This window comes from Streptomyces sp. NPDC026538 (assembly GCF_055567535.1).
Genome location: NZ_JBVHQG010000007.1, coordinates 501,126 through 520,603, shown reverse-complemented (window position 1 = coordinate 520,603; position 19,478 = coordinate 501,126). Strand labels below are relative to the sequence as shown.

Genomic DNA, 19,478 nt, shown 5'->3' with positions numbered 1-19,478 from the left:
CGAATGAGAGGCGGTGCGACGCCTGTCCGGCAGGGGGCAGGGGGCAGGGGGCCGGGGTCGCGGGTCCGACGCGCGTGGCCGCGACCCTGCGGTCAGGGTGTGTCGTGGGGCCGGAGGGCGAGCAGCGCGGTGGCCGCGGCCACGGCGGCGCCGGCCTGGACCGACCAGGCACGGTCGAACCCGGTGGTCGTGGCCTGGGGGGTGAGGGCGACGAGCAGGGCCACGCCCACGGCGCTGCCGATCTGGCGGCTCATGTTGAGTACGGCGCTGCCGGTGGTGGCGCGTTCGGGCGCGAGGGTGCCGGCGGCGGCGAACAGCGGCGCCTGAGCCAGACCGCCGGCCAGGCCGACCAGGATCAGGCCCGGGAACATGCCGCCCCAGTAGTCGGGGGTGGTGTGCACGGTCGCGAGCCAGTAGCCGGCGGCGAGTGCCATGGCCAGCGTGCCGGTCACGGCGGGCACGGTGCGTCCGAAGCGGCCCTGGATGGGGCCGGCGTTCATCGCGAAGGCGATCGAGGCGAGCGGGGCCGGGGCGATGGAGACGCCGGCGCGCAGCGGGCTGAAGTGCCAGACCTCCTGCATGAACAGGGCGGTGCTGAGCAGGACGATGGCGAATCCGACGGAGAACAGGAACAGGGCCACGGTGGCGGCGGTGAACGGCCTGCCGGCGAACAGTTGTCTCTCGATCACCGGCGACCTGCCGCGCAGGGTGCGCTCGACGGTCGCGGCCCCGGCCAGGGCGGCCGCGGCGAACAGGGCCACGGTGCGGGTATCCGTCCAGCCCCACCCCGGTCCCTGGACGGTGGCCAGCACCAGCAGGCTCACGGCCAGCAGCAGGGCGACGGCGGAAGCCGCGTCCGGCACGGCACCACCCTTGGGCTGGCGCACCTCGGGCAGCAGCAACGTGCCGGCGACGAGAGTGGCGATGCCGACGGGAACGTTGATCAGGAAGATCCATCGCCAGTCGAGGGTGACGAGCAGACCGCCGACGGGCGGGCCCGCGGAGGCCGCGATCGCGCCCACGCCCGCCCACAGTCCCACCACCAGGGTGTGCTGACGCGTGGGGAAGCTCGGGTAGAGCAGGCCGAGTGAGGTCGGCACGATCATCGCCGCGCCGACGGCCTGGAGCGCCCGGGCACCGACCAGCACGCCGAGACTCGGTGCGGCGGCCGCGACGGCGGAGGTGAGGGTGAAGAGTGCCACTCCGGACAGCAGCATCTTCTTGCGCCCCCAGTGGTCCGCGATCCGACCCGCGGGCACGAGCACGGCGGCGAAGACGATCGCGTAGGCCGACAGAACCCACGACACGCTCGCGACGCCCGTGCCCGGGAACGACCGGCCGATCGCGTCGAGGCCGACGTTGACGACGAAGAAGTCGAGCTGCGCCATGAAGGCGACGGCGCCCAGCACCGCCATGATGCTCCAGCGGCGCGGGTGACCCGCCTCGGCGACGGCCGGAGCCGGGACACCGTGCGGTGCCGTCGCGACCACTCGCGGTGCGGCCTGTGTGGACATCCTGTCCGCCCTCCCAGAAAAAATGGGCCTGGCAGCCCTTTTTTGACCTGCCTCCAGGAGACCTCTCGCAGAATGGGTTGTCAAGCCCTTTTTTGCGGTATGGTGGTCGGCATGACCACCACCAGCGAAGCGTCGGGCCGGAAACTGACGGCCAAGGGTCTGGCCACCCGTGAACGCATCGTCAGGGCGGCCGCCGAGCTGATCTACGAACACGGCGCGCAGAACACCAACAACGAGCAGATCCGGGTGGCCGCCGGCGTCAGCGGCTCGCAGCTGACGCGCCACTTCCCCACCAAGGAGTCCCTGGTGCGCGCGGTGCTCGCCTGGCAGGCCGACGGCATCGTCGCCCGACACCAGGCCCCCGAGCTGGGCGAGTTGGACAGCTTCGCCGCCCTGCACAGGTGGGCCGACTCCTACATCGCCTCGCAGGACATGCTGCGCGGCGGCTGCACGTTCGGGTCGCTGGCCGCCGAGGTCGTCAAGAGCGAGCCCTCCCACCGGGACGCGGTGGCCGACGGCTTCGCGCGGTGGCAGGAGCTGTTCAGGCGCGGCCTGAGCAAGATGCGCGAGCGGGGTGACCTGCGGCCGGAGGCCGACCCGGCCGCGCTCGCCCACTTGCTGGCCGCCGCGTTCCAGGGCGGAGCGCTGCTGGATCAGGCGGCCGGCGAGTCGACACCCCTGCGTGACGCGCTGTACGGGGCCCTGGCCTACGTCGAGTCGTTCGCCGCGGAGCATTGACCCGCGGCCAACCGACCCTCAAGCCCGCGGCGCTCAGGAAACGTCGAAGACGAGTCGGCGGGGCGCTCGCTGAGACTGGATAGGGTGGTCGGATGTTCGATCGTCTGGAGATCGCGGTGGTGCCGCCGGGATCCCGGTTCGCCGCGCAGGTGCGGTTCCGGGTCAACGGCGCGGACGTGGTGGAGGGGGCGGTCGGCGCGGGCGGACGCGGACCGTACGCGGTCGATGCGCTGCCGGCCGGCCATCCCAGCCCGTTTCGGGCGTCCGAAGAGGCGCGCCGCCTGGAGCTGGGGGAGCCGGACTGCACCGGTGGCTGCTGCGGCTTCCTGACCGTGGTCGTCCAGCGGTTCGGGGACATCGTGCAGTGGTCGGACTGGGAGGTGCCGCGGGTGGCGAACAGCCCCGTGCCCCACGCTCCGCCGGACCTCCACTTCGACGCGGGTCAGTACGACGCCGAATTGGCTCGCGTCGAGGCGGACCGCTGGTGGCAGGCGTACCACCCGTAGGCGGAGGGGCCCAGAGCGAGGACGGCTGTGGTTGGGCCAGCCGAAGTGGTGGGCGCCGGGGACGAGTCCGGCTCTGGCGATGCCCGCGATGTGCAGGGCGAAGTGTGCCTCCCACCGGCCGGGACGTGCGTGCCACCCGGAAGCCGTCTGGAGGTCTCGCATCCGGGGCCGGATTCCGCGGCCGGACGGCGGCGGTGAAGGGACCGGCGGCGAGGAGGCGCCGGTCAGCCTGTCGTCGTCCAGCGGCGGAGTTTCTCGGGGTTGCGCATGACCCAGATGTGTGTGATCCGGTCGCCCGCGACGTCGAACGCGAACACCGTCACGACGACGCCGTCCTGTACGGCCACCAGCCCGGGCTGACCGCTGACCGTACGCTCGAGGAGCGCCATGGTGCCGGGCCTGCGACGGGCGATCTCCAGCCAGGCGTGGGCGATCTGCTCGCCGCCCTCGATGGGATGCAGGAAGGTCGTGGCGAGTCCGCCGCCGTCGGCGGTCGCCGTGGCGGCGGGGTCGAGCAGGCCGATGAGCGCGTCGATGTCCTGGGCCTCCCATGCCCGCCTGAATTCCCTGACAACTCCGGCGCGCTCGGCCGCCGGAGCCGCGGACGGCCGCGCGGCCCGGACCCGGCGGCGGGCCGAGGAGGCCAGCTGACGGCATGCCGCCGGGGTACGTCCCACGATCTCGGCCACCTCGGCGAAGGAGTGGCAGAAGACGTCGTGGAGGACGAACGCGACCCGTTCGGCCGGGGTCATCGATTCGAGCACGACCAGGAAGGCCAGACTGACCGACTCGTCCAGGGTGACCCGGTCGGCCGGGTCGGCGGTGGTGCCGCCGGGCCGCCCGGTGGTCCACTCCGCGCGTTCGGGCAGCGGCTCGGGGATCCATTCGCCCACGTAGGTCTCTCGCCGGACCCGGGCGGAGCCGAGCAGGTTGAGGCAGATGCGGCCGACGACCGTCGTCAGCCAGGCGCCGGGGGAATCGATGGCGTCCCGCTGCCCGGGGGACAGCGCGTACCAGCGGGTGTAGGTCTCCTGGACGGCGTCCTCCGCTTCGGCCAGTGAGCCCAGCAGCCGGTAGGCGACGTTCATCAGCTGTCGCCGCTCGCTCATGATCGCGTTTAGGCCCGGATCGGCCGGTCCGTGTCCTTGCCCGGATCGGGTGGTCATGGTGCCGATGGCTCCCTCGGTCGCAGCTGTCCTCATCGGTTCGACAAGACAGGGCACCGGAACGTGAGGTCCGCTCGCCGCCTGACGTTCCGCCGGGCTGTGTTGTCGAACCGGTGAGACGAACACATCATCCAGCGAGCAGGAAGCCCGGAGACAAGATGACCACCCCCATACCGGCAACACAGTTCGCCGACCCGGCGCCGGAGCAGCGCCTGGAACGGGCGGCCGCGGCGCTGACCGCGCACGGCTTCACCGTGGAGATCCTCGACGACGCCGCAGCCGCGCGCACCCGCGTCAAGGAACTGATACCGGAGGGCGCCGGCGTGTTCACCGCGGCCAGCGAGACCCTCCGCCTGTCCGGCATCGACGAGGACATCAACGCGGGCGGACGGTACCAGGCCGTCAAGCCACGCGTCCTGGCCATGGACCGCGTCACCGGCGCCGACGACATCCGGCGGCTGATCGCCGGTCCCGACGTCATCGTGGGCAGCGTCGCCGCGCTCACCGAGACCGGCTCCCTCGTGGTCGCCTCGGGCAGCGGGAGCCAACTGCCCGGCTACGCCGGCGGCGCGGGCCGCGCGATCTGGATCGTCGGGGCGCAGAAGGTGGTACCCGACCTGGACACCGCGCTGCGGCGCGTCGAGGACCACTGCCTCCCGCTGGAGAGCGCCCGCACCCGGGAAGCCTACGGATGGCCGAGCGCCGTCAACCGGCTCCTCATCCTCAACGCGGAACGCCAGGCCGGACGCGGCACCGTCCTGCTGCTCCGCGAAGCCATCGGATTCTGACCTCCGGGCTGCCTGGGCGGAGGCGCCGGCGACGTTCGAGCAGGAGCTACGGCATCCCGGTGCCGCCCTCCGCCACCAGGTGCGGGCGGCCCGCTGAAGGGTGTCGCCGAGTGGCGGCAGGTCACGGACGTCGCGCCACGAAGACGAACTCCCTTCCTGGTCGGTCAGGTGCGTCGCGGACTTCCTCGACCACATAGCCCTGCGCGACCAACTCCCGTTCGACCTCGGCCCGTTCTCGGAAACGCAACGTCGAATCCGAGGTCAGCACCTGTTCGTCCGCAGCGAAGCCGTAGGTCCCGCGGAAGGTCACCAGGGGCCGGCTCACCTCGAGCAGCTGGACCCAGCTCTCGACGGAGCCGACGCCCGGGATCTCCGTCACGCGGTAGGAGCGCTCGCGGGTCCACTCCTCCCAGGCGCGTCGGGCCGGATCGCGGGTCTCGAAGACCAGACGCCCGCCGGGCCGCAGCGCTTCGTAGGCTCCCCGCAATGTCATCTGCCACGTCTGTGGATCGACGATGGCCTGGGCGACGTTCGCGGTCATCGTCACGAGGTCGACCCGCAGCGGCGGCAGGTCGGTCGCATCACCCCGGATCCAGCGCACTCGCTCACTTCCGGGCTTGGCCCGAGCGACATCGACGGACGCCGAGGCGGGATCGACACCGACGACCTCGATCCCCCGGTCGGCCAGGAGAAGCGCGAACACTCCAGTGCCGCAGCCGACGTCAAGGACCTGATGCGCCCCGAACTCCGCTGCCATTCCGAGATAGGCGTCGAGATCGCTGCGGTCGGGGTCGAGGGGATCGTAGATCGCGGCGAGCCGTGGATGCCCGAAACACTCGTCAGCCATCTGGAGAACGTATGCGGGACCGGGCCCGGGCAGCTACCCAGTTTCCAAGAGGGGTACGCCCAGAGCCTGTTCGGCCCTGTCGACGACGCCGTGATCGAGCGTGTCCCGTCACCGACAACCCGCGGGACGCGGATGGCTCAACGCTGCTCCACCCCAGGGATTGAGCGTTCTGTATCACAGGTGAGGGGTGATCATTTCCGCCCCTGCGCATTCCTGGCGTGGCGACGCTACGCAAGGACCGGCTTCAGCGCTCGTCCTGCTTCTGATGCCGGCCACGAAAGGAATGAGCGTGAACGCTCGCTTCGGCATGAAACGGACAGTGGCGCTCGGGGTGACAGCGCTGGGGGCCGCCGGGCATCCCCGGCGCCTGCCGCCGGTGCGTGTACCGACTGGCCGTGCGCGTGCCGCAGTCCGACTCGTAGCCCGCCCCACGCGCCGACGCGCCGGACGTCGTCATGGCCGCCGTGCGGTGCCTCGACCGAGCGGGTGCCTTCCGGCGTGCCGGACGGTGCGTGCGGGGCGTCGGCCGTGGGCACCACCTAGCCTCGACGCCGTGCTGACCCGGACCGTGAAAGTACCTGCGGCCCGGAACACGCTGTTCGGCGATATCTCCGCAAACGCGTCACAAGCGAGGCGACTGACTTTGTGCCCTTCGAGGCGGTGGACGACCACGACGAACGCAGGGACGGCCGACTCCGCGAGGACGGGGTGTCGGGCGGACCTCGTGCTCCGCGGTCCGGCCGAGATCCTGGAGTCGCGGTGATCATTCATCCCAGTTTCACGGTGGAGCCCTGGTGCCTGCGTGAGAACGAGCTGAACCTGGACCTGCTCGCCCAGAGCGAGTCGGTGTTCGCCCTGTCCAACGGGCACATCGGCTGGCGGGGCAACCTCGACGAGGGGGAGCCCCACGGGCTGCCCGGCGCCTACCTCAACGGCGTGTTCGAGCGGCATCCCCTGCCCTACGCCGAGGCCGGCTACGGGTATCCCGAGTCCGGCCAGACGATGATCAACATCACCGACGGCAAGATCATCCGGCTGCTGGTCGACGATCACCCGTGCGATGTGCGCTACGGCCGGCTGCTGGAGCACGAGCGGGTTCTGGACTTCCGGACCGGTGTGCTCAGCCGTACCGCACGGTGGATGTCTCCCGGTGGCCGTACGGTTCGGATCACCACACGGCGGCTGGTCTCGTTCACCCAGCGGGCGGTTGCCGCGGTCGTGTACGAGGTCGAGCCGGTCGACGGTCCGGTCACGGTGGCCGTGCAGTCCGAACTCGTCGCGAACGAACAACTGCCCCCTCTGCAGGGCGATCCGCGGGTCGCCGCGGCGATCGAGTCCCCGCTGACGCCGGAGGAGAGCTTCGCGCAAGGCACCCGGTTGCGGCTGCTGCACTGCACCGACCGCAGCGCGCTGCGGGTGGGAGCGGCGGCCGACCATCTGGTCGAAGGGCCGGAGAGCACTCGCTGGACGGCGCAGAGCGAGCCCGATGTCAGTCGACTGACGGTGACGGCGGACCTGGCGCCCGGGCAGCCGCTGCGGCTGTTCAAGTTCGTGGCCTACGGCTGGTCTGCCCAGCGTTCGCTGCCGGCCGTGCGCGACCAGGTGGACGGCGCGGTGGCGGCCGCGGTCAGCGCCGGCTGGGACGGGCTGGTGGCGGGGCAGCGGGCGTATCTGGACGAGTTCTGGGCCGGCGCGGACGTGGAGGTGGAGGGCGACGCACAGATCCAGCAGGCGGTGCGGTTCGCGCTCTTCCACGTGCTCCAGGCGGCCGCCCGGGGCGAGAACCAGGCGATTGCCGCGAAGGGACTGACCGGGACCGGGTACGACGGGCACTCCTTCTGGGACACCGAGTCCTACGTGTTGCCGGTGCTGACGTTCACCGCACCGGAGGCCGTCGCGTCGGCGCTGCGCTGGCGGCACCGCATGCTGCCGGCGGCGCGGGAACGCGCCCGTGAGCTGAACCTGGCGGGGGCGATGTTCCCGTGGCGGACGATCGACGGTTCGGAGTCGTCCGCCTACTGGCCGGCCGGGACGGCTGCCTTCCACATCAACGCGGACATCGCCATTGCGGCCGTCCGGTACGTCATGGTCACCGGGGACGAGGAGTTCGAGCGGAACGAGGGCCTCGACCTCCTCGTCGACACCGCCCGGCTGTGGCGTCGCCTCGGCCACCACGACCCCGACGGTGTCTTCCACATCGACGGCGTCACCGGACCCGACGAGTACAGCGCGATCGCGCGGGACAACCTGTACACCAACCTGATGGCCCGCCAGAACCTGATGGCCGCCGCGGACGTGGCCGCGCGTTATCCGGACCGGGCCGAGGAACTCGGTGTCGACGACGAGGAGACCGCCGACTGGCGCGAGGCCGCGGTCCGGATGGCGAAGCCGTACAACGAGACCCTCGGCGTGCACGAGCAGTCGGCCGGATTCACCGACTTCCAGCACTGGGACTTCGACGCCACCCCGCCCGAGAACTACCCGCTCCTGCTGCACTACCCCTACTTCGACCTGTACCGCAAGCAAGTGGTGAAGCAGGCGGACGTGGTACTGGCGATGCTGGAGTGCCCGTACGCCTTCACCGACGAGGAGAAGGTACGCAACTTCGCCTACTACGAGGCGCTGACCGTCCGGGACTCCTCCCTGTCGGCGTGCTGCCAGGCGGTGCTCGCAGCCGAGACCGGGCATCTGCGACTGGCCTACGCCTACCTCGCCGAGGCCGCGCTGATGGACCTCGACGACCTGGAGCACAACACCCGTGACGGCCTCCACATCGCCTCCCTCGCCGGGACCTGGCTCGCCCTGGTCGGCGGCTTCGGCGGCCTGCGGCGACACCTTGACGACGACGGGAAGCCGGGCCTGCTCGGGTTCGCGCCGCGGCTGCCCGAAGCGCTGTCCAGGGTGGCCTTCACGGTGCAGACACGAGGACGGAGGCTGAAGGTCGACATCGGGCGGACCCGTGCGCGCTACCAGCTGGTGGAGGGAGAACCGCTGACCGTGCTCCATTTCGGCGAGCCGCTGACCGTGACCGTCGATGAACGGGTGGACCGGCAGGTCCCGCCCGGCTCCGTCCGCCCCGAGCCCCAGCAGCCGCGCGGCCGCCGCCCTGAGGGCCTGCCGAGCGAGGTGGAGCACCACGAAGAGACACCGGCCTGACCTCCGCTCCTTCGCGGCCGCTGGGCCGGCCGCGAGGACATGCGTGGCCGCAGCGCGTGCACCCGGCTACCGCCACTGCCGCACCCGCGGCGTGATCCTCGCGGGCCTCGTCCGCCGGGCCGCTCCCCGCGTGCCGCTGTTCAGGCCGTGGTGCGGGTGCGGGTGTCGCGCTGTGACAGGGCGAGACAGCAGACGAACGCGACGATGGCGACCGTCCATGCCAGGGTGACCGGCCCCAGTCCCAGGCCCAGGCCGCCGCGGCTGTGGCCGAGGGCCATCCAGTCGGCGAGGGAGGCACCAAGGGGCCGGGTGATGACGTACGCCGTCCAGAAGGCGGTCACCGCGCTCAGGGCGCCGAAACGGTGCGCCACGGCGGGGACGCAGATGGCGGCCGCGAAGAGGACGGCCGACCCGAGGTAGCCGAAGCCGGTGGTGGCGGTGAGGTCGCCGGCCGCGGTGCCGAGGGCGAAGGTGGCGAGAACGGCGGCCCAGTAGAACACCTCGCGCCGACGGGTGTGGATGCCGTGGATGGACAGCGTCCCTTCGCTCGCGTACCAGAGCACGAAGACCGCGGTCAGTACGACGAGGAAGGCCGGGGTCGACACGGCGTACGGCACGCCCATGCCGACATGCAGGACATCGGCGGCCATGGTGCCGAACACACTGACCATGACGACGGCGGTCCAGTAGGCCCAGGCGACATATCCGCGCAGGGTGAACTGGACGGCCAGGGAGGCCACCAGGGCCAGCCCGCCGAGCGCGACCGCCGGTACCGGGCCGAACAGGTGGGCCAGGAGGTCCGACGCCGTCTCGCCCATACCGGTGGTCAGCACCTTGATGATCCAGAAGTAGACGGTCACCTCCGGCACCTTGTTCGCCATCCGGCGAACGGGAGTGAGGGGACGGTCGTCGACGACGTGCTCTGCGGTCATGATCCGCACGATGGCACTCCCCGCCTGAACGCATCCTGAACAGCGCGATCGGCAGTGGCGGCACGTAGTACCGCGGTACGACCCGACGCGCGCGGATCAGTCCCCGGTACCACCGGATCGGCCTGTTCCGGACCCTAGCGTGGTGGTGAGGCGTCAGGGGCAACGGACGGGCGCCGGTGTCCGACAGGAAGAGACGCGAATGATCGAGGCACAGCAGCTGACCAAGAGGTACGGCGAGAAGACGGCCGTCGACCGGCTGGACTTCACCGTCGAGCCGGGGACGGTGACCGGCTTCCTGGGGCCCAACGGTGCGGGAAAGTCCACGACCATGCGCATGATCGTCGGGCTCGACGCGCCGACGAGCGGGACCGTGCGGGTCAACGGCCGGCACTACGCCCGGCACCACGCACCCCTCCAGGAGGTCGGCGCCCTCCTGGAAGCCAAGTCGATCCACCCGGGCCGCTCCGCCCACAACCACCTGCGGGCGCTCGCGCTGACGCACGGGATTCCCGCCCGCCGGGTCGACGAGGTCATCGACCTCGCGGGACTGGGCAGCGTGGCGAAGAACCGGGCCGGTGCCTTCTCGCTCGGCATGGGCCAGCGGCTCGGCATCGCCGCGGCCCTGCTGGGCGATCCGCAGACGGTCATGCTGGACGAGCCGGTCAACGGGCTGGACCCGGAGGGCGTGCTCTGGATCCGCAACCTGCTGAAGGCACTCGCCGAGGAGGGCCGGACGGTGTTCGTGTCGTCCCACCTGATGAGCGAGATGGCCCTGGTGGCGGACCATCTCATCATCGTGGGCCGCGGCCGGCTGCTGGCCGACACCACCGTGCGGGACCTCGTCAGCGAGGCGGGCGGCGACACGGTGAAGGTGGCCACACAGGACCCGGCACGGCTGCGGGAGGTGCTGGCCGGTCCCGGCGTCGACATCACGGGCCGGGCCGGCTCCGAGGAGCTCCAGGTGACCGGGCTGAGCGCCCGCGAGGTCGGGCTCAAGGCCGCCGAGCACGGGATCGCACTGTTCGAACTGTCCGCGCGGACGGTGTCATTGGAAGAGGCGTTCATGAACCTGACCAGGGATGCCGTGGAGTACCAGGGTTCCACGGCCGGCATCGAGACCCCCGCGGCCGACGGGAGGGCGGCATGAGCACCCTCGCCGCGCCCGTCGAGACGCCCCCGGCCGCTCCTGCCCGCCCCGCATACCGGGTGACCGGGCGGCGCGTGCTGGCCTCGGAGTGGGCCAAACTGTGGTCGCTGCGTTCGACGTGGATCACCCTCGGCCTCGGCCTGCTGTTCCTCGTCGCCTTCGGGCTGATCGCCGCGAGCCGCTACAAGTCCGGGTACGACTCCGGCCACCTGGACCGGGATTTCGCCCAGTCCACGGCCGTGCGCCTGTCCCTGTTCGGCACCAACTTCGCCCAGCTCGCCCTCGGCGTGCTCGGCGTGCTGGTCACGGCGGGGGAGTACTCCACCGGCATGATCCGCTCCACCATGGCGGCCGTACCGCGCCGGCTGCCCGTGCTGTGGTCCAAGGCGGCCGTGTTCGGGCTGGTCGCGCTGATCGTCGGTACCCTCGGCGCGTTCGTCGCCTTCGGGTTCGGCAGTTCCATCGTCTCCGGCACGCCCGCCGCGATGAGCCTGACGCACGCGGGCGTCGTACGCAGCCTGCTGGGCGCCGGACTCTACCTCGGCCTGGTCGGGGTGATCGGCACCGCCCTGGGCGCACTGCTGCGGTCGGTGGCCGGCGGTATCTCGGTGCTGGTCGCCACGCTGATGCTGATCCCGGGGCTGATCTCCCTGCTGCCCAGCTCCTGGCAGGACGACATCAGCCCCTACCTGCCGAGCAACGCGGGCGAGTCGATGTTCGCGCTGACCCACGACAGCACCACCCTGTCTCCTACCGCGGGACTGCTGGTCTTCCTCGGCTGGACGGCGCTCGCCCTGGCGGGAGCGGCGTACCGGCTGGTGCGCAGCGACGTCTGACGGCCCGCACCATGGGCAGGTGACCACGTTGACGACAGCCACGTCCACCGGCGACATCGGCGGTATGGGACCGCTGGCCGCCCGGCTCGCCCGGGCCGGCCAGCGGCTGCGCCACGCCGACCGCGACCATCCCTGGGTGCTGGACACCACGGTGGTGGTCGTGGTCTTCCTCATGTTCTGCCTGCCGGACCTGCTGCACGGGGGCGCCGGGGACGGCGACGGACCCCACCGGTTCCGTGTCGCGTTCACCCGGCTGCCGCCGGCGGCCATGCTGCTGGTCCAGGCGGGCCTGGTCCTGCCGCTGCTGTGGCGGCGGCGCCGGCCCATGACGGCCTTCGCCGCCGTCGCCGCCGTGTTCGTCCTCCAGTGGTCGCTGGGTGCCGCCCTGCGCGCGGACGTCGCCCTGTTCGTCGCCCTGTACAGCCTGGCCCTGCACGGGCGGCTACGGCAGCTGCCGTGGGCCTGCGCGATCATGGTGGCGGGGATGGTGCTGGTCGCGGTGCGTGTGTCGGCGGCGGTCTCGGTGTGGGACGCGCTGTTCTTCCTGCTCAGCACCGCGACCGGGGCCCTTGCGCTGGGCCTCATGATCAGGATGCGCCGGGCCCAGCTCGCGGGACTGCGGGAGCGGGCGGCGCGACTGGAGCGGGAACGCGACCAGCGCAGCAGACTCGCGGCGGCCACCGAGCGCGCCCGGGTGGCCCGGGAGATGCACGACATCGTCGGCCACAACCTGGCCGTCATCATCACCCTCGCCGATGCCGGCGCGTACGCCACGGACACGGCTCCCGAACGCGGCAAGGAGGCCCTGCACCTCATCGGCGAAACCGGCCGGACGGCCCTCGGCGAGCTGAGACGCGTGCTCGGTGTGCTGCGGGAGGCGCCGGACGGCCCCGCCGAGGCCCCCGAACTCAGTCCGCAGCCCGGCCTCACGGACATCGAGGCGCTGTGCGACGGTGTGCGCGGCGCCGGCCTGGACGTCGTCTACCGGACCGTCGGCGACATGGACGCCCTGGACGGCGGGATGCAGCTGACCGTGTACCGCATAGTCCAGGAAGCCCTCACGAACACCCTGAAACACGCCGGAGCCGGCACCCGGGTGAAACTGTCGGTCGTGGCCGAGGACACCCGGCTGGTGGTCCACGTCCGGGACAACGGCCCGGCCGTGGAGTCCCGGCCCCGGAACGAGGAAGGACACGGCCTGGTGGGCATGCGAGAGAGAGCGGCGCTCTACGGAGGGACGGTCAGCGCCGGACCCGCGAGCGGCGGCGGATGGACGGTGGAGGCCACCCTTGACCTGGCACCCCGGGCAGGCGGCCGATGACCACGGTCCTGATCGTGGACGACCAGCCGCTGCAGCGCTACGGCTTCCGGGTCCTGCTCGACTCCATCCCCGAGACGGACGTCGTCGGGGAGGCCGCGCACGGCGCCGAGGCCGTCCGCAAGACCGCCGAACTGAGCCCCGACGTCGTTCTGATGGACGTACGGATGCCCGGTATGGACGGCATCGAGGCGACCCGCCGGATCACCGCCGCCGGTGGCCGTTCGCGTGTCCTCGTGTTGACCACGTTCGGCCTCGACGAGTACGTCCATGCCGCGCTGAGGGCCGGTGCCAGCGGCTTTCTCCTCAAGGACGCACGCCCCGAGGAACTCCTCGCCGGCATCCGCGCCGTCGCCGTCGGAGACGCGGTCATCGCACCCGCGCTCACCCGCCGTCTCCTGGACGAGTACGCCGAGCACGTGCCCGCCCGCCGCGCCGACGCCGGTGAGGACGCGCGACTGAGTGCCCTCACGGAGCGCGAGCGGGAGATCCTGATCGCCATCGGCAAGGGCTGGACCAACGGCGAGATCGCCGCCCGTTTCGTCGTGTCCGAGTCGACCGTGAAGACCCATGTCGGCCGTGTCCTGGCCAAGATAGGTGCCCGCGACCGCATCCAGGCCGTGATCTTCGCCTACGACCTCGGACTGGCCCGCCCCGGCGCCGGCTGAGCGGGTGCGGCGGTCAGGACGCGTGCGGTGCTGGTCGTGTGCGTCGTTCGGTCCGGCGCGAGCGGACCGCGGGCATCCGCCGCATCGACACCACCGGCCGTGAACCCGGGTCCTGCCTGGCGGTCCTGTTCACGTCCGCTCTCGGTACCGCGGCGGCCGACATGGTGTCCGTCGACCGGCGGACCGGCGGCCCGCCCCGCGGCGGCGGCGTGGCCGAGGAACCGGTCAGGCGGTCGGCAGGCTGACCGTGAACCTGGCCCCGGGGGTGTGGGCGGAGTCGTAGGACACGTCGCCGCCGATGGCGCGGGCCAGGCGTCGCGCCAGCGGCAGGCCGAGCCCCGCGCCGTCGTGGCCGTCGCCGTCGTCGGCGCGCCGGCCGGGCTGGAACAGGTCGCCCACGAACGCGTCCGGTACGCCGGGGCCGTCGTCGACCACGTCGATCCGGACGGCACCGGGCACGCGCCGTGCGGCGACGGTCACGCCGGAGCGCGCGTAGCGGGCGGCGTTGGCGAGCAGGGGGCTGACGATGCGTTCGAGGAGGGCGGGGGCAACCCCTGCCGCCAGATCCGGACCCCCCGGCGCGACGGTGGCCGTGACGGCGTCCGGCGTGTCCAGGCGCTGGACCACGCGGTCCAGGACGGCGAGGACGTCGGTCGTTTCGGGAGCCGCGGATGGGCTCGGCGCGTTCTCGCGGGCTTCGGTCAGCAGCGTGTCGCAGATGGAGCGCATGGACTGGGCGGCCTCGGCGATCACCTCATGGGTGGCACGGGTCTCCGCCTCGGAGCGTGGACGGGCCCGCCACCAGTCGAGTTCGACGACGATCCGGGTGAGCGGTGTGCGCAGTTCGTGGGACAGCTCACCGGTGAGCTGCCGTTCGTGGCGCAGCACGGTGCGGATACGGTCCAGGAGCGCGTCCAGCGACGTACCCAGACGGGCCAGTTCCGCCGGGTGCGCGTGGGCGCCGAAGCGGTCGTCGGAGGCCACGGCGCTCCACTGGGTGGCCTGGTCGGTCATCGTCCGCACCGGGCGCAGTGCCCGGCCGACGGCCAGTCGCGTGAGCACGTAGGTGCACGCGAGCATCACGGCGTCCAGGACCAGTGACCCGAGCAACAGGGTGTCGGCCGAACTGCGATAGGGGCCGAGGCCCAGCGCGGTGACGACCGTCGCGGTGGCGTGGCGGCCGGTCAGCGGCCGGGAGCACAGGCGGACGGGCTGGTCACCGTAGGGATGCGCGGTCGTGCACACCGGTCCGCGTTGTGCGGCCAACCGGCCGGCGGTTCGGGCCAGTGGGCTGCCGGCCGTCGTCGACGGGGGCTTTTCGAGCAGTCGGGTGCCGGAGTAGATCCACACGTTGGCGTCGAGGAGACCGTCGTTCGCGGTCTCCAGGACGCGCACCCGGTGGCCGCTGGTGTCGACGGTCGTGGCCACGGCGGCGGCCCGGTTGCGCAGTTCGTCGTCCGCCTGGTGCTGGAGGTGACGGCTCATCACGACGTTGAACATCACGGTCAGGACGGTCATCAAAAGGGCGGCGGTGGTCAGTGCCACCAGGGACAGACGCCCGCGCAGGGTGCGCGGCGCCAGTCGGCGCAGGACACGGCAGGGCCTCACGACAGGTGGTGCCCGATCCCGCGTGCCGTGCCGATCGTCAGCGTGCTGCCGGCCTCGCGGAGCTTGCGCCGCAGCCGGGTCAGGTACTGGTCCAGGGTGTTGTCGCTCACGTGTGCGCCCTGGGGCCAGGCCGCTCTGGTCAGCTCCCGACGGGACACGGTGGCGCCGGCCGCGGCGACGAGCCCGGCGAGCAGCCGGAACTCCGTCGGGGTCAGGGCGACGCGGACGCCGTGCACGGTGACGCTGTGCCCGACCGCGTCCAGGGCGAGGTCCCCTGCCGTGACCGTCGAAGCCGGTGCGGCTCGCCTGAGGGCGGCTCCGAGCCGTGCGGTGAGCTCGGCGAGGTGGAAGGGCTTGGGCAGGTAGTCGTCGCCGCCGGCCGAGAACCCGGACAGCCGGTCGGCGAGCTGGTGGCGGGCGGTCAGGAAGATCACGGGAGCGAGGAAACCGTTGGCGCGCATCGCCTGACACACGTCGCGGCCGTCCGCGTCGGGGAGTCCGATGTCCAGGACGGCCGCCGCGACATCGGGGGTGGCCAGCCGCAGGGCGGTCGAGCCGTCGATGGCGAGGACGGGGTCGTAGCCCTCCTCGGACAGGCCACGCCGCAGCACATCGCGCAGCGCGTGATCGTCCTCGACGATCAGAATCTTGTGGTGCATGATCTTCCAGCGCTTCCTCGGCCACACAGCGTTTCCCGCCGGTGACGGACGATCGGTTCACGGCGCGACGAGCGGTGGACCCGGCCTCCTGGGCACGCCGGCGCCTACACCGCGGACCCCACGCGGGCCGAGCTCATCCGCGCTCCTCGCGTGCCCTTGCGGTCCGGCGGGAGCGGAGAACCTCGGCCAGCAGGGGCAGCAGCGACACGACCACGATCAGCGCGACCAACGGCAGCAGGTAGCGGTCGACGTTCGGGATCGAGGACCCCAGTGCGTAGCCGGCGAGCGTGAGGCCGAGGCTCCACACCAGGCCGCCGATCACCTGCCACAGCGTGAACGTCCGGACCGGCACACCCAGCGCGCCCGCCATCGGATTGAGGACCGTCCGTACCACCGGCACGAAGCGGGCCAGGACGACCGCCTTCGCGTGTCCGTACCGCTCCAGCAGCTCCTCGGCCCGTTGCGCTCCCTCGTGCAGGCGCTTCGAGCGGCTGCGCGCGAGCAGTGCCCCGCCCGCCCTCCGGCCGAGCAGATACCCGCACTGGGCTCCGGCCAGCGCTCCGAGGGCCGCCGCGATCAGCAACGGCCCCAGCGAGAGGTGGATGCCCTGGTCGGCGGTGCCCGTGCACAGCAACCCCGCCGTGAACAGCAGCGAGTCCCCGGGGAGGAAGAAGCCGACCAGCAGTCCCGTCTCGGCGAACATCACCACGCCCACGCCCAGCACGCCGAAGGCGGCCAGCAGCGATCGGGCGTCCAGCACATTGACGGCCAGCTGCGAGGCGAGGTGCAGCGATGTGGTCATGGGGCCTGGGCCTTCCTGGAGGTGACTACAGGCATGTAGACGATTTTCGAACTCTAGACGATGGAGGGGCCCGGAACGTTCCCGGTGGCCCGACGGCTGTGACCGGCCGGGCGCATTGCCCCCGACGGGGTGAATCTTCTTCCGCGGACGCGAGGGGGGCGAAACCGCAAGTCGTAGGAGTTCGCGGTTGCAAGCCCGGAGTATACCTTCTACAACTAGTAGGAGGTCGCTTCTCAGGTCCGAGGCAGGTGTTCATTCACTCCGACCGCTTCCCGCCTCCCGCCCGGCATCGGGGAACGTGCGACGCCCGGCCGCGTCCACCGCTCCGGCCCGGCCGGCCAGGGCCGTTGACACCACGCCGTGGGTGCCGTGGTGCCGCGGGCGTCCCGCGGCGTCGGCGTCCGCGTGGGTGCCCAGGCGTTCCTGATGCGTGGGCTGCTCGACGCGCCGGAGGCGGACCACGGCGTCGAGCCCACCGCCGCCGGCGCGGGTGAGCTGGCGCACCATCGGCAGACCGAGGCCGGTGCCGTCGTGGTCGGCGTCGGGCGCTCTCCAGAACCGGTCGAAGGCTCTGTGCCGTTCGGTCTCGGTCATACCGGGCCCTTGGTCGATCACATGCAGCTCGGCCATGGACGAGGTACGGCCGCCTTCCCCGGGGGCGGTGACGACGGCCAGCGTGATCGCGGTTCCCGGCGGGGACGCGCGCAGCGCGTTGGAGAGCAGGTTGTCGATGATCTGCTCCAGGGCTCCGGGCACCGCCCACACCCGGACGGCCGTGGCTCCGGAGACGACGATGCCGACGTGCTGTTCGTCGGCGAAGGCCGTCCAGACCGCCGCGCGCTCGGCGACCACGGCGTCGAGATCGACCGCCTCCGGCCGGGTCGCGGAGTTCTCCAGCCTGGCGAGTGCCAGCAGCCCCTGCACCATACGGCTGAGCCGCTCCATCTCCGCCAGCGCCGTGTCCAGGCTGTCCTGGGCGCAGGGGGCGAGGTGCGGTTCGAAGTTCTCCAGGCGCAGCCGCAGTGCGGTGAGCGGGGTGCGCAGTTGGTGGGACACCTCGGAGGCGAACGCCTGCTGAGCCCGGAGCACGTGCTGCAGTCGCGCCGCTGTCGTCGTGAACGACGCGGCCAGCCGTCGTAGCTCCGGCGGACCGTGGTCGGTGGCGGGTGGATCGGTGAGCCGGCCCTCGGCGAGTTGGGCGGTGGCGTGTTCCAGGGCCCTGACCGGGCGAGTGATCGAGCGCGCGAGGACGAAGCCGATCAGGGTGACGGTGGCCAGCACACCCAGCCCGACGACGGCCAGCGCCAGCCAGGTGGCGTGCACCTTTGCCTGGAGCGGGCCCAGCCGGTACACGGTCCGCACCACGCAGGGGACGGCGGCGCCGGAGCCGCCCGGCACGGTGACGAAGAGGACGTCGCCCTGTGCGGAAGGGTCGTTCCGGGTTCCGACGACGGGGTTGTCGCGTAGTGCGCCGGAGATGTCCGGCTCCGCGGACAGGTCGCTGCCGACCAGGGCCTGGGCGGTGTCGGTGAGCACGACGCCCTTCCGGTCGGCGACGAGCACGCGGCTGCCGGTTCGCCGCCCGTAGGCGCGGGCCAGGCCGGGGAGATCGGCCGCCAGGCCGTGCTCCATCCGCTCTTCGCAGACGGCGGCCAGCGTCATGGCCCCCTGCTGCGCCGTACGGGAGAAGCGGGACAGCTCGCTGCGGGCGTAGAAGACACCGAACGGCACTTCGAGCGCGAGCAGGACGAGCAGTATGAGGCTCAGATGGCTGAGCAGGATGCGACGCGTCACCGGGGCCCTCCACCACGCACCGCCGCTGTCGCGGACGCGGCGGACGCGGCGTCGGCCGGAGGCGGCGGCACCAGACGGAATCCGATCCCGCGGATGTTCTCGATCCAGGCGGAGCCACCGAGTTTGCGGCGCAGCGCGGCGATATGGACGTCCAGGGTCTTGGTGGGGCCGAAGTAGTTCGGCTCCCACGCGGTGTCGAGGATCTGCCGACGGGAGCAGACGGCCCCGGGGTCGTCCGCGAGGCAGGTGAGCAGGTCGAACTCCTTGGGGGCCAGGGCGACCGGCGACTCGTTCAGATGCACCTGCCGGGTGCGGCGGTCGATGGTCAGCGGGCCGATCCGCTGGACGTGGGGCAGCCCGGGCCGGGCCGGATCCGCCGACGGCCTCCGTGCGTCATGGCCCCTCTCCAGCCCCGCGAGTCCGGTCCGGCGGGTGACGGCACGGATCCGGGCGACGAGCTCCCGTACGCCGAACGGTTTCGAGACGTAGTCGTCCGCGCCCAGCTCCAGGCCGAGTACCCGGTCCACTTCGTCGTCCCTGGCAGTGATCATGATGATCGGCACCGCCGAGCGGGCCCGGAGCGCACGGCAGACGTCGATGCCGTCCATGTCGGGCAGCCCCAGGTCCAGCAGTACCATCGCTGCCTCGGGTGCGGCGAGGCCGTCGGTGCCGTTTCTGGCGTGTTCCACCGTGAACCCGAAACGGTGCAGCCCCTCCATCAGTGGTCCGGCCACCCGGTCGTCGTCCTCGATCAGCAATACACGCATGCCGGAAGGCTCACAGACTTCCGCCGCGGCGCGTGGCGCAAACGCCGGAACCTCCCCCGAGCCGGTGATCTCCGTCGTCACCGCGACGGGGTCCACCACGGACGGCGCAGCCGCCGAAGGACGTCGCGCGGGCGACAGCCAGGACGTGGACAGCCCGATCAAGCAAAGACCCAGGACCTTCGAACACCGCCAGACGCCGGCCCAGGTCCCGCGGCGGGCAAGCCTTCCCCGA

At 71.8% G+C, this 19,478-nt stretch carries 18 protein-coding genes; 9 read left to right on the top strand and 9 right to left on the bottom strand.

All coding sequences use genetic code 11. The features are described 5' to 3' along the window. Window positions 1-92: 92 nt before the first annotated feature. A complete protein-coding gene (locus tag ACZ4N4_RS29110) occupies window positions 93-1,514 on the bottom strand; it encodes an MFS transporter (protein WP_467594173.1) in 1,422 nt (473 codons plus the stop codon). A gap of 111 nt (window positions 1,515-1,625) precedes the next feature. Between ACZ4N4_RS29110 and ACZ4N4_RS29105 the strand changes: the two genes are divergently transcribed. Together ACZ4N4_RS29105 and ACZ4N4_RS29100 are read left to right on the top strand one after the other, a co-directional pair. Then, entirely contained in the window at window positions 1,626-2,252 is a 627-nt protein-coding gene (locus ACZ4N4_RS29105; protein WP_453576913.1) for a TetR/AcrR family transcriptional regulator, read from the top strand. A 92-nt stretch (window positions 2,253-2,344) separates the two neighbouring features. Continuing rightward, the gene (locus tag ACZ4N4_RS29100) at window positions 2,345-2,758 is read left to right on the top strand and encodes a hypothetical protein (RefSeq protein WP_453576916.1); all 414 of its coding nucleotides are present in this window, start codon (window positions 2,345-2,347) and stop codon (window positions 2,756-2,758) included. A gap of 224 nt (window positions 2,759-2,982) precedes the next feature. Here the strand turns inward: ACZ4N4_RS29100 and sigJ are convergent, their stop codons facing one another. After that, the gene (gene sigJ, locus ACZ4N4_RS29095; RefSeq protein WP_467594168.1) at window positions 2,983-3,924 is read right to left on the bottom strand and encodes an RNA polymerase sigma factor SigJ; all 942 of its coding nucleotides are present in this window, start codon (window positions 3,922-3,924) and stop codon (window positions 2,983-2,985) included. A gap of 158 nt (window positions 3,925-4,082) precedes the next feature. Between sigJ and ACZ4N4_RS29090 the strand changes: the two genes are divergently transcribed. Then, entirely contained in the window at window positions 4,083-4,712 is a 630-nt protein-coding gene (locus ACZ4N4_RS29090; RefSeq protein ID WP_467594165.1) for an LUD domain-containing protein, read from the top strand. A gap of 121 nt (window positions 4,713-4,833) precedes the next feature. On the opposite strand, the gene ACZ4N4_RS29085 is transcribed toward ACZ4N4_RS29090, so the two are convergent. Beyond that, window positions 4,834-5,559, bottom strand: coding sequence for a class I SAM-dependent methyltransferase (locus ACZ4N4_RS29085; RefSeq protein WP_467594162.1), 726 nt, complete (start codon window positions 5,557-5,559; stop codon window positions 4,834-4,836). A gap of 759 nt (window positions 5,560-6,318) precedes the next feature. Between ACZ4N4_RS29085 and ACZ4N4_RS29080 the strand changes: the two genes are divergently transcribed. Beyond that, a complete protein-coding gene (locus tag ACZ4N4_RS29080) occupies window positions 6,319-8,715 on the top strand; it encodes a glycoside hydrolase family 65 protein (RefSeq protein ID WP_467594159.1) in 2,397 nt (798 codons plus the stop codon). A gap of 140 nt (window positions 8,716-8,855) precedes the next feature. On the opposite strand, the gene ACZ4N4_RS29075 is transcribed toward ACZ4N4_RS29080, so the two are convergent. Next, window positions 8,856-9,647, bottom strand: a complete 792-nt coding sequence (locus ACZ4N4_RS29075; RefSeq protein ID WP_467594156.1) for a COG4705 family protein — start codon at window positions 9,645-9,647, stop codon at window positions 8,856-8,858. Window positions 9,648-9,846: 199 nt separating this feature from the next. On the opposite strand from ACZ4N4_RS29075, the gene ACZ4N4_RS29070 reads away from it, so the two are divergent. The 5 genes from ACZ4N4_RS29070 to ACZ4N4_RS29050 all read left to right on the top strand — a co-directional run bounded on the left by ACZ4N4_RS29070 (window position 9,847) and on the right by ACZ4N4_RS29050 (window position 13,861). Continuing rightward, window positions 9,847-10,794, top strand: a complete 948-nt coding sequence (locus ACZ4N4_RS29070) for an ABC transporter ATP-binding protein (RefSeq protein WP_453576935.1) — start codon at window positions 9,847-9,849, stop codon at window positions 10,792-10,794. Next, window positions 10,791-11,630, top strand: coding sequence for an ABC transporter permease (locus ACZ4N4_RS29065; protein WP_467594153.1), 840 nt, complete (start codon window positions 10,791-10,793; stop codon window positions 11,628-11,630). Before ACZ4N4_RS29070 ends, ACZ4N4_RS29065 begins: the two co-directional genes overlap by 4 nt. A 64-nt stretch (window positions 11,631-11,694) precedes the next feature. Further along, window positions 11,695-12,951, top strand: coding sequence for a sensor histidine kinase (locus tag ACZ4N4_RS29060; protein ID WP_467594361.1), 1,257 nt, complete (start codon window positions 11,695-11,697; stop codon window positions 12,949-12,951). Then, window positions 12,948-13,616, top strand: coding sequence for a response regulator (locus ACZ4N4_RS29055; RefSeq protein ID WP_453576940.1), 669 nt, complete (start codon window positions 12,948-12,950; stop codon window positions 13,614-13,616). The genes ACZ4N4_RS29060 and ACZ4N4_RS29055 overlap by 4 nt, the downstream gene beginning before the upstream one ends. 38 nt (window positions 13,617-13,654) lie before the next feature. Further along, window positions 13,655-13,861: a hypothetical protein gene (locus tag ACZ4N4_RS29050; protein ID WP_467594149.1), complete on the top strand. Its 207-nt coding sequence runs from the start codon at window positions 13,655-13,657 to the stop codon at window positions 13,859-13,861. Here the strand turns inward: ACZ4N4_RS29050 and ACZ4N4_RS29045 are convergent. The 5 genes from ACZ4N4_RS29045 to ACZ4N4_RS29025 form a co-directional block, all read right to left on the bottom strand. Beyond that, the gene (locus ACZ4N4_RS29045; protein WP_453576943.1) at window positions 13,842-15,224 is read right to left on the bottom strand and encodes a sensor histidine kinase; all 1,383 of its coding nucleotides are present in this window, start codon (window positions 15,222-15,224) and stop codon (window positions 13,842-13,844) included. The two genes, ACZ4N4_RS29050 and ACZ4N4_RS29045, sit on opposite strands and share 20 nt — an antisense overlap. Then, window positions 15,221-15,883 carry a response regulator transcription factor gene (locus tag ACZ4N4_RS29040; RefSeq protein WP_467594146.1) on the bottom strand — a complete coding sequence of 221 codons (663 nt, stop codon included), beginning with the start codon at window positions 15,881-15,883 and terminating at the stop codon, window positions 15,221-15,223. Before ACZ4N4_RS29040 ends, ACZ4N4_RS29045 begins: the two co-directional genes overlap by 4 nt. A 133-nt stretch (window positions 15,884-16,016) precedes the next feature. Continuing rightward, window positions 16,017-16,685, bottom strand: a complete 669-nt coding sequence (locus ACZ4N4_RS29035; RefSeq protein WP_453576949.1) for a DedA family protein — start codon at window positions 16,683-16,685, stop codon at window positions 16,017-16,019. Between the two features lie 252 nt (window positions 16,686-16,937). After that, window positions 16,938-18,479, bottom strand: coding sequence for a sensor histidine kinase (locus tag ACZ4N4_RS29030; RefSeq protein WP_467594143.1), 1,542 nt, complete (start codon window positions 18,477-18,479; stop codon window positions 16,938-16,940). Then, window positions 18,476-19,246, bottom strand: coding sequence for a response regulator transcription factor (locus ACZ4N4_RS29025; RefSeq protein WP_467594140.1), 771 nt, complete (start codon window positions 19,244-19,246; stop codon window positions 18,476-18,478). The genes ACZ4N4_RS29030 and ACZ4N4_RS29025 overlap by 4 nt, the downstream gene beginning before the upstream one ends. Window positions 19,247-19,478 lie beyond the last annotated feature (232 nt).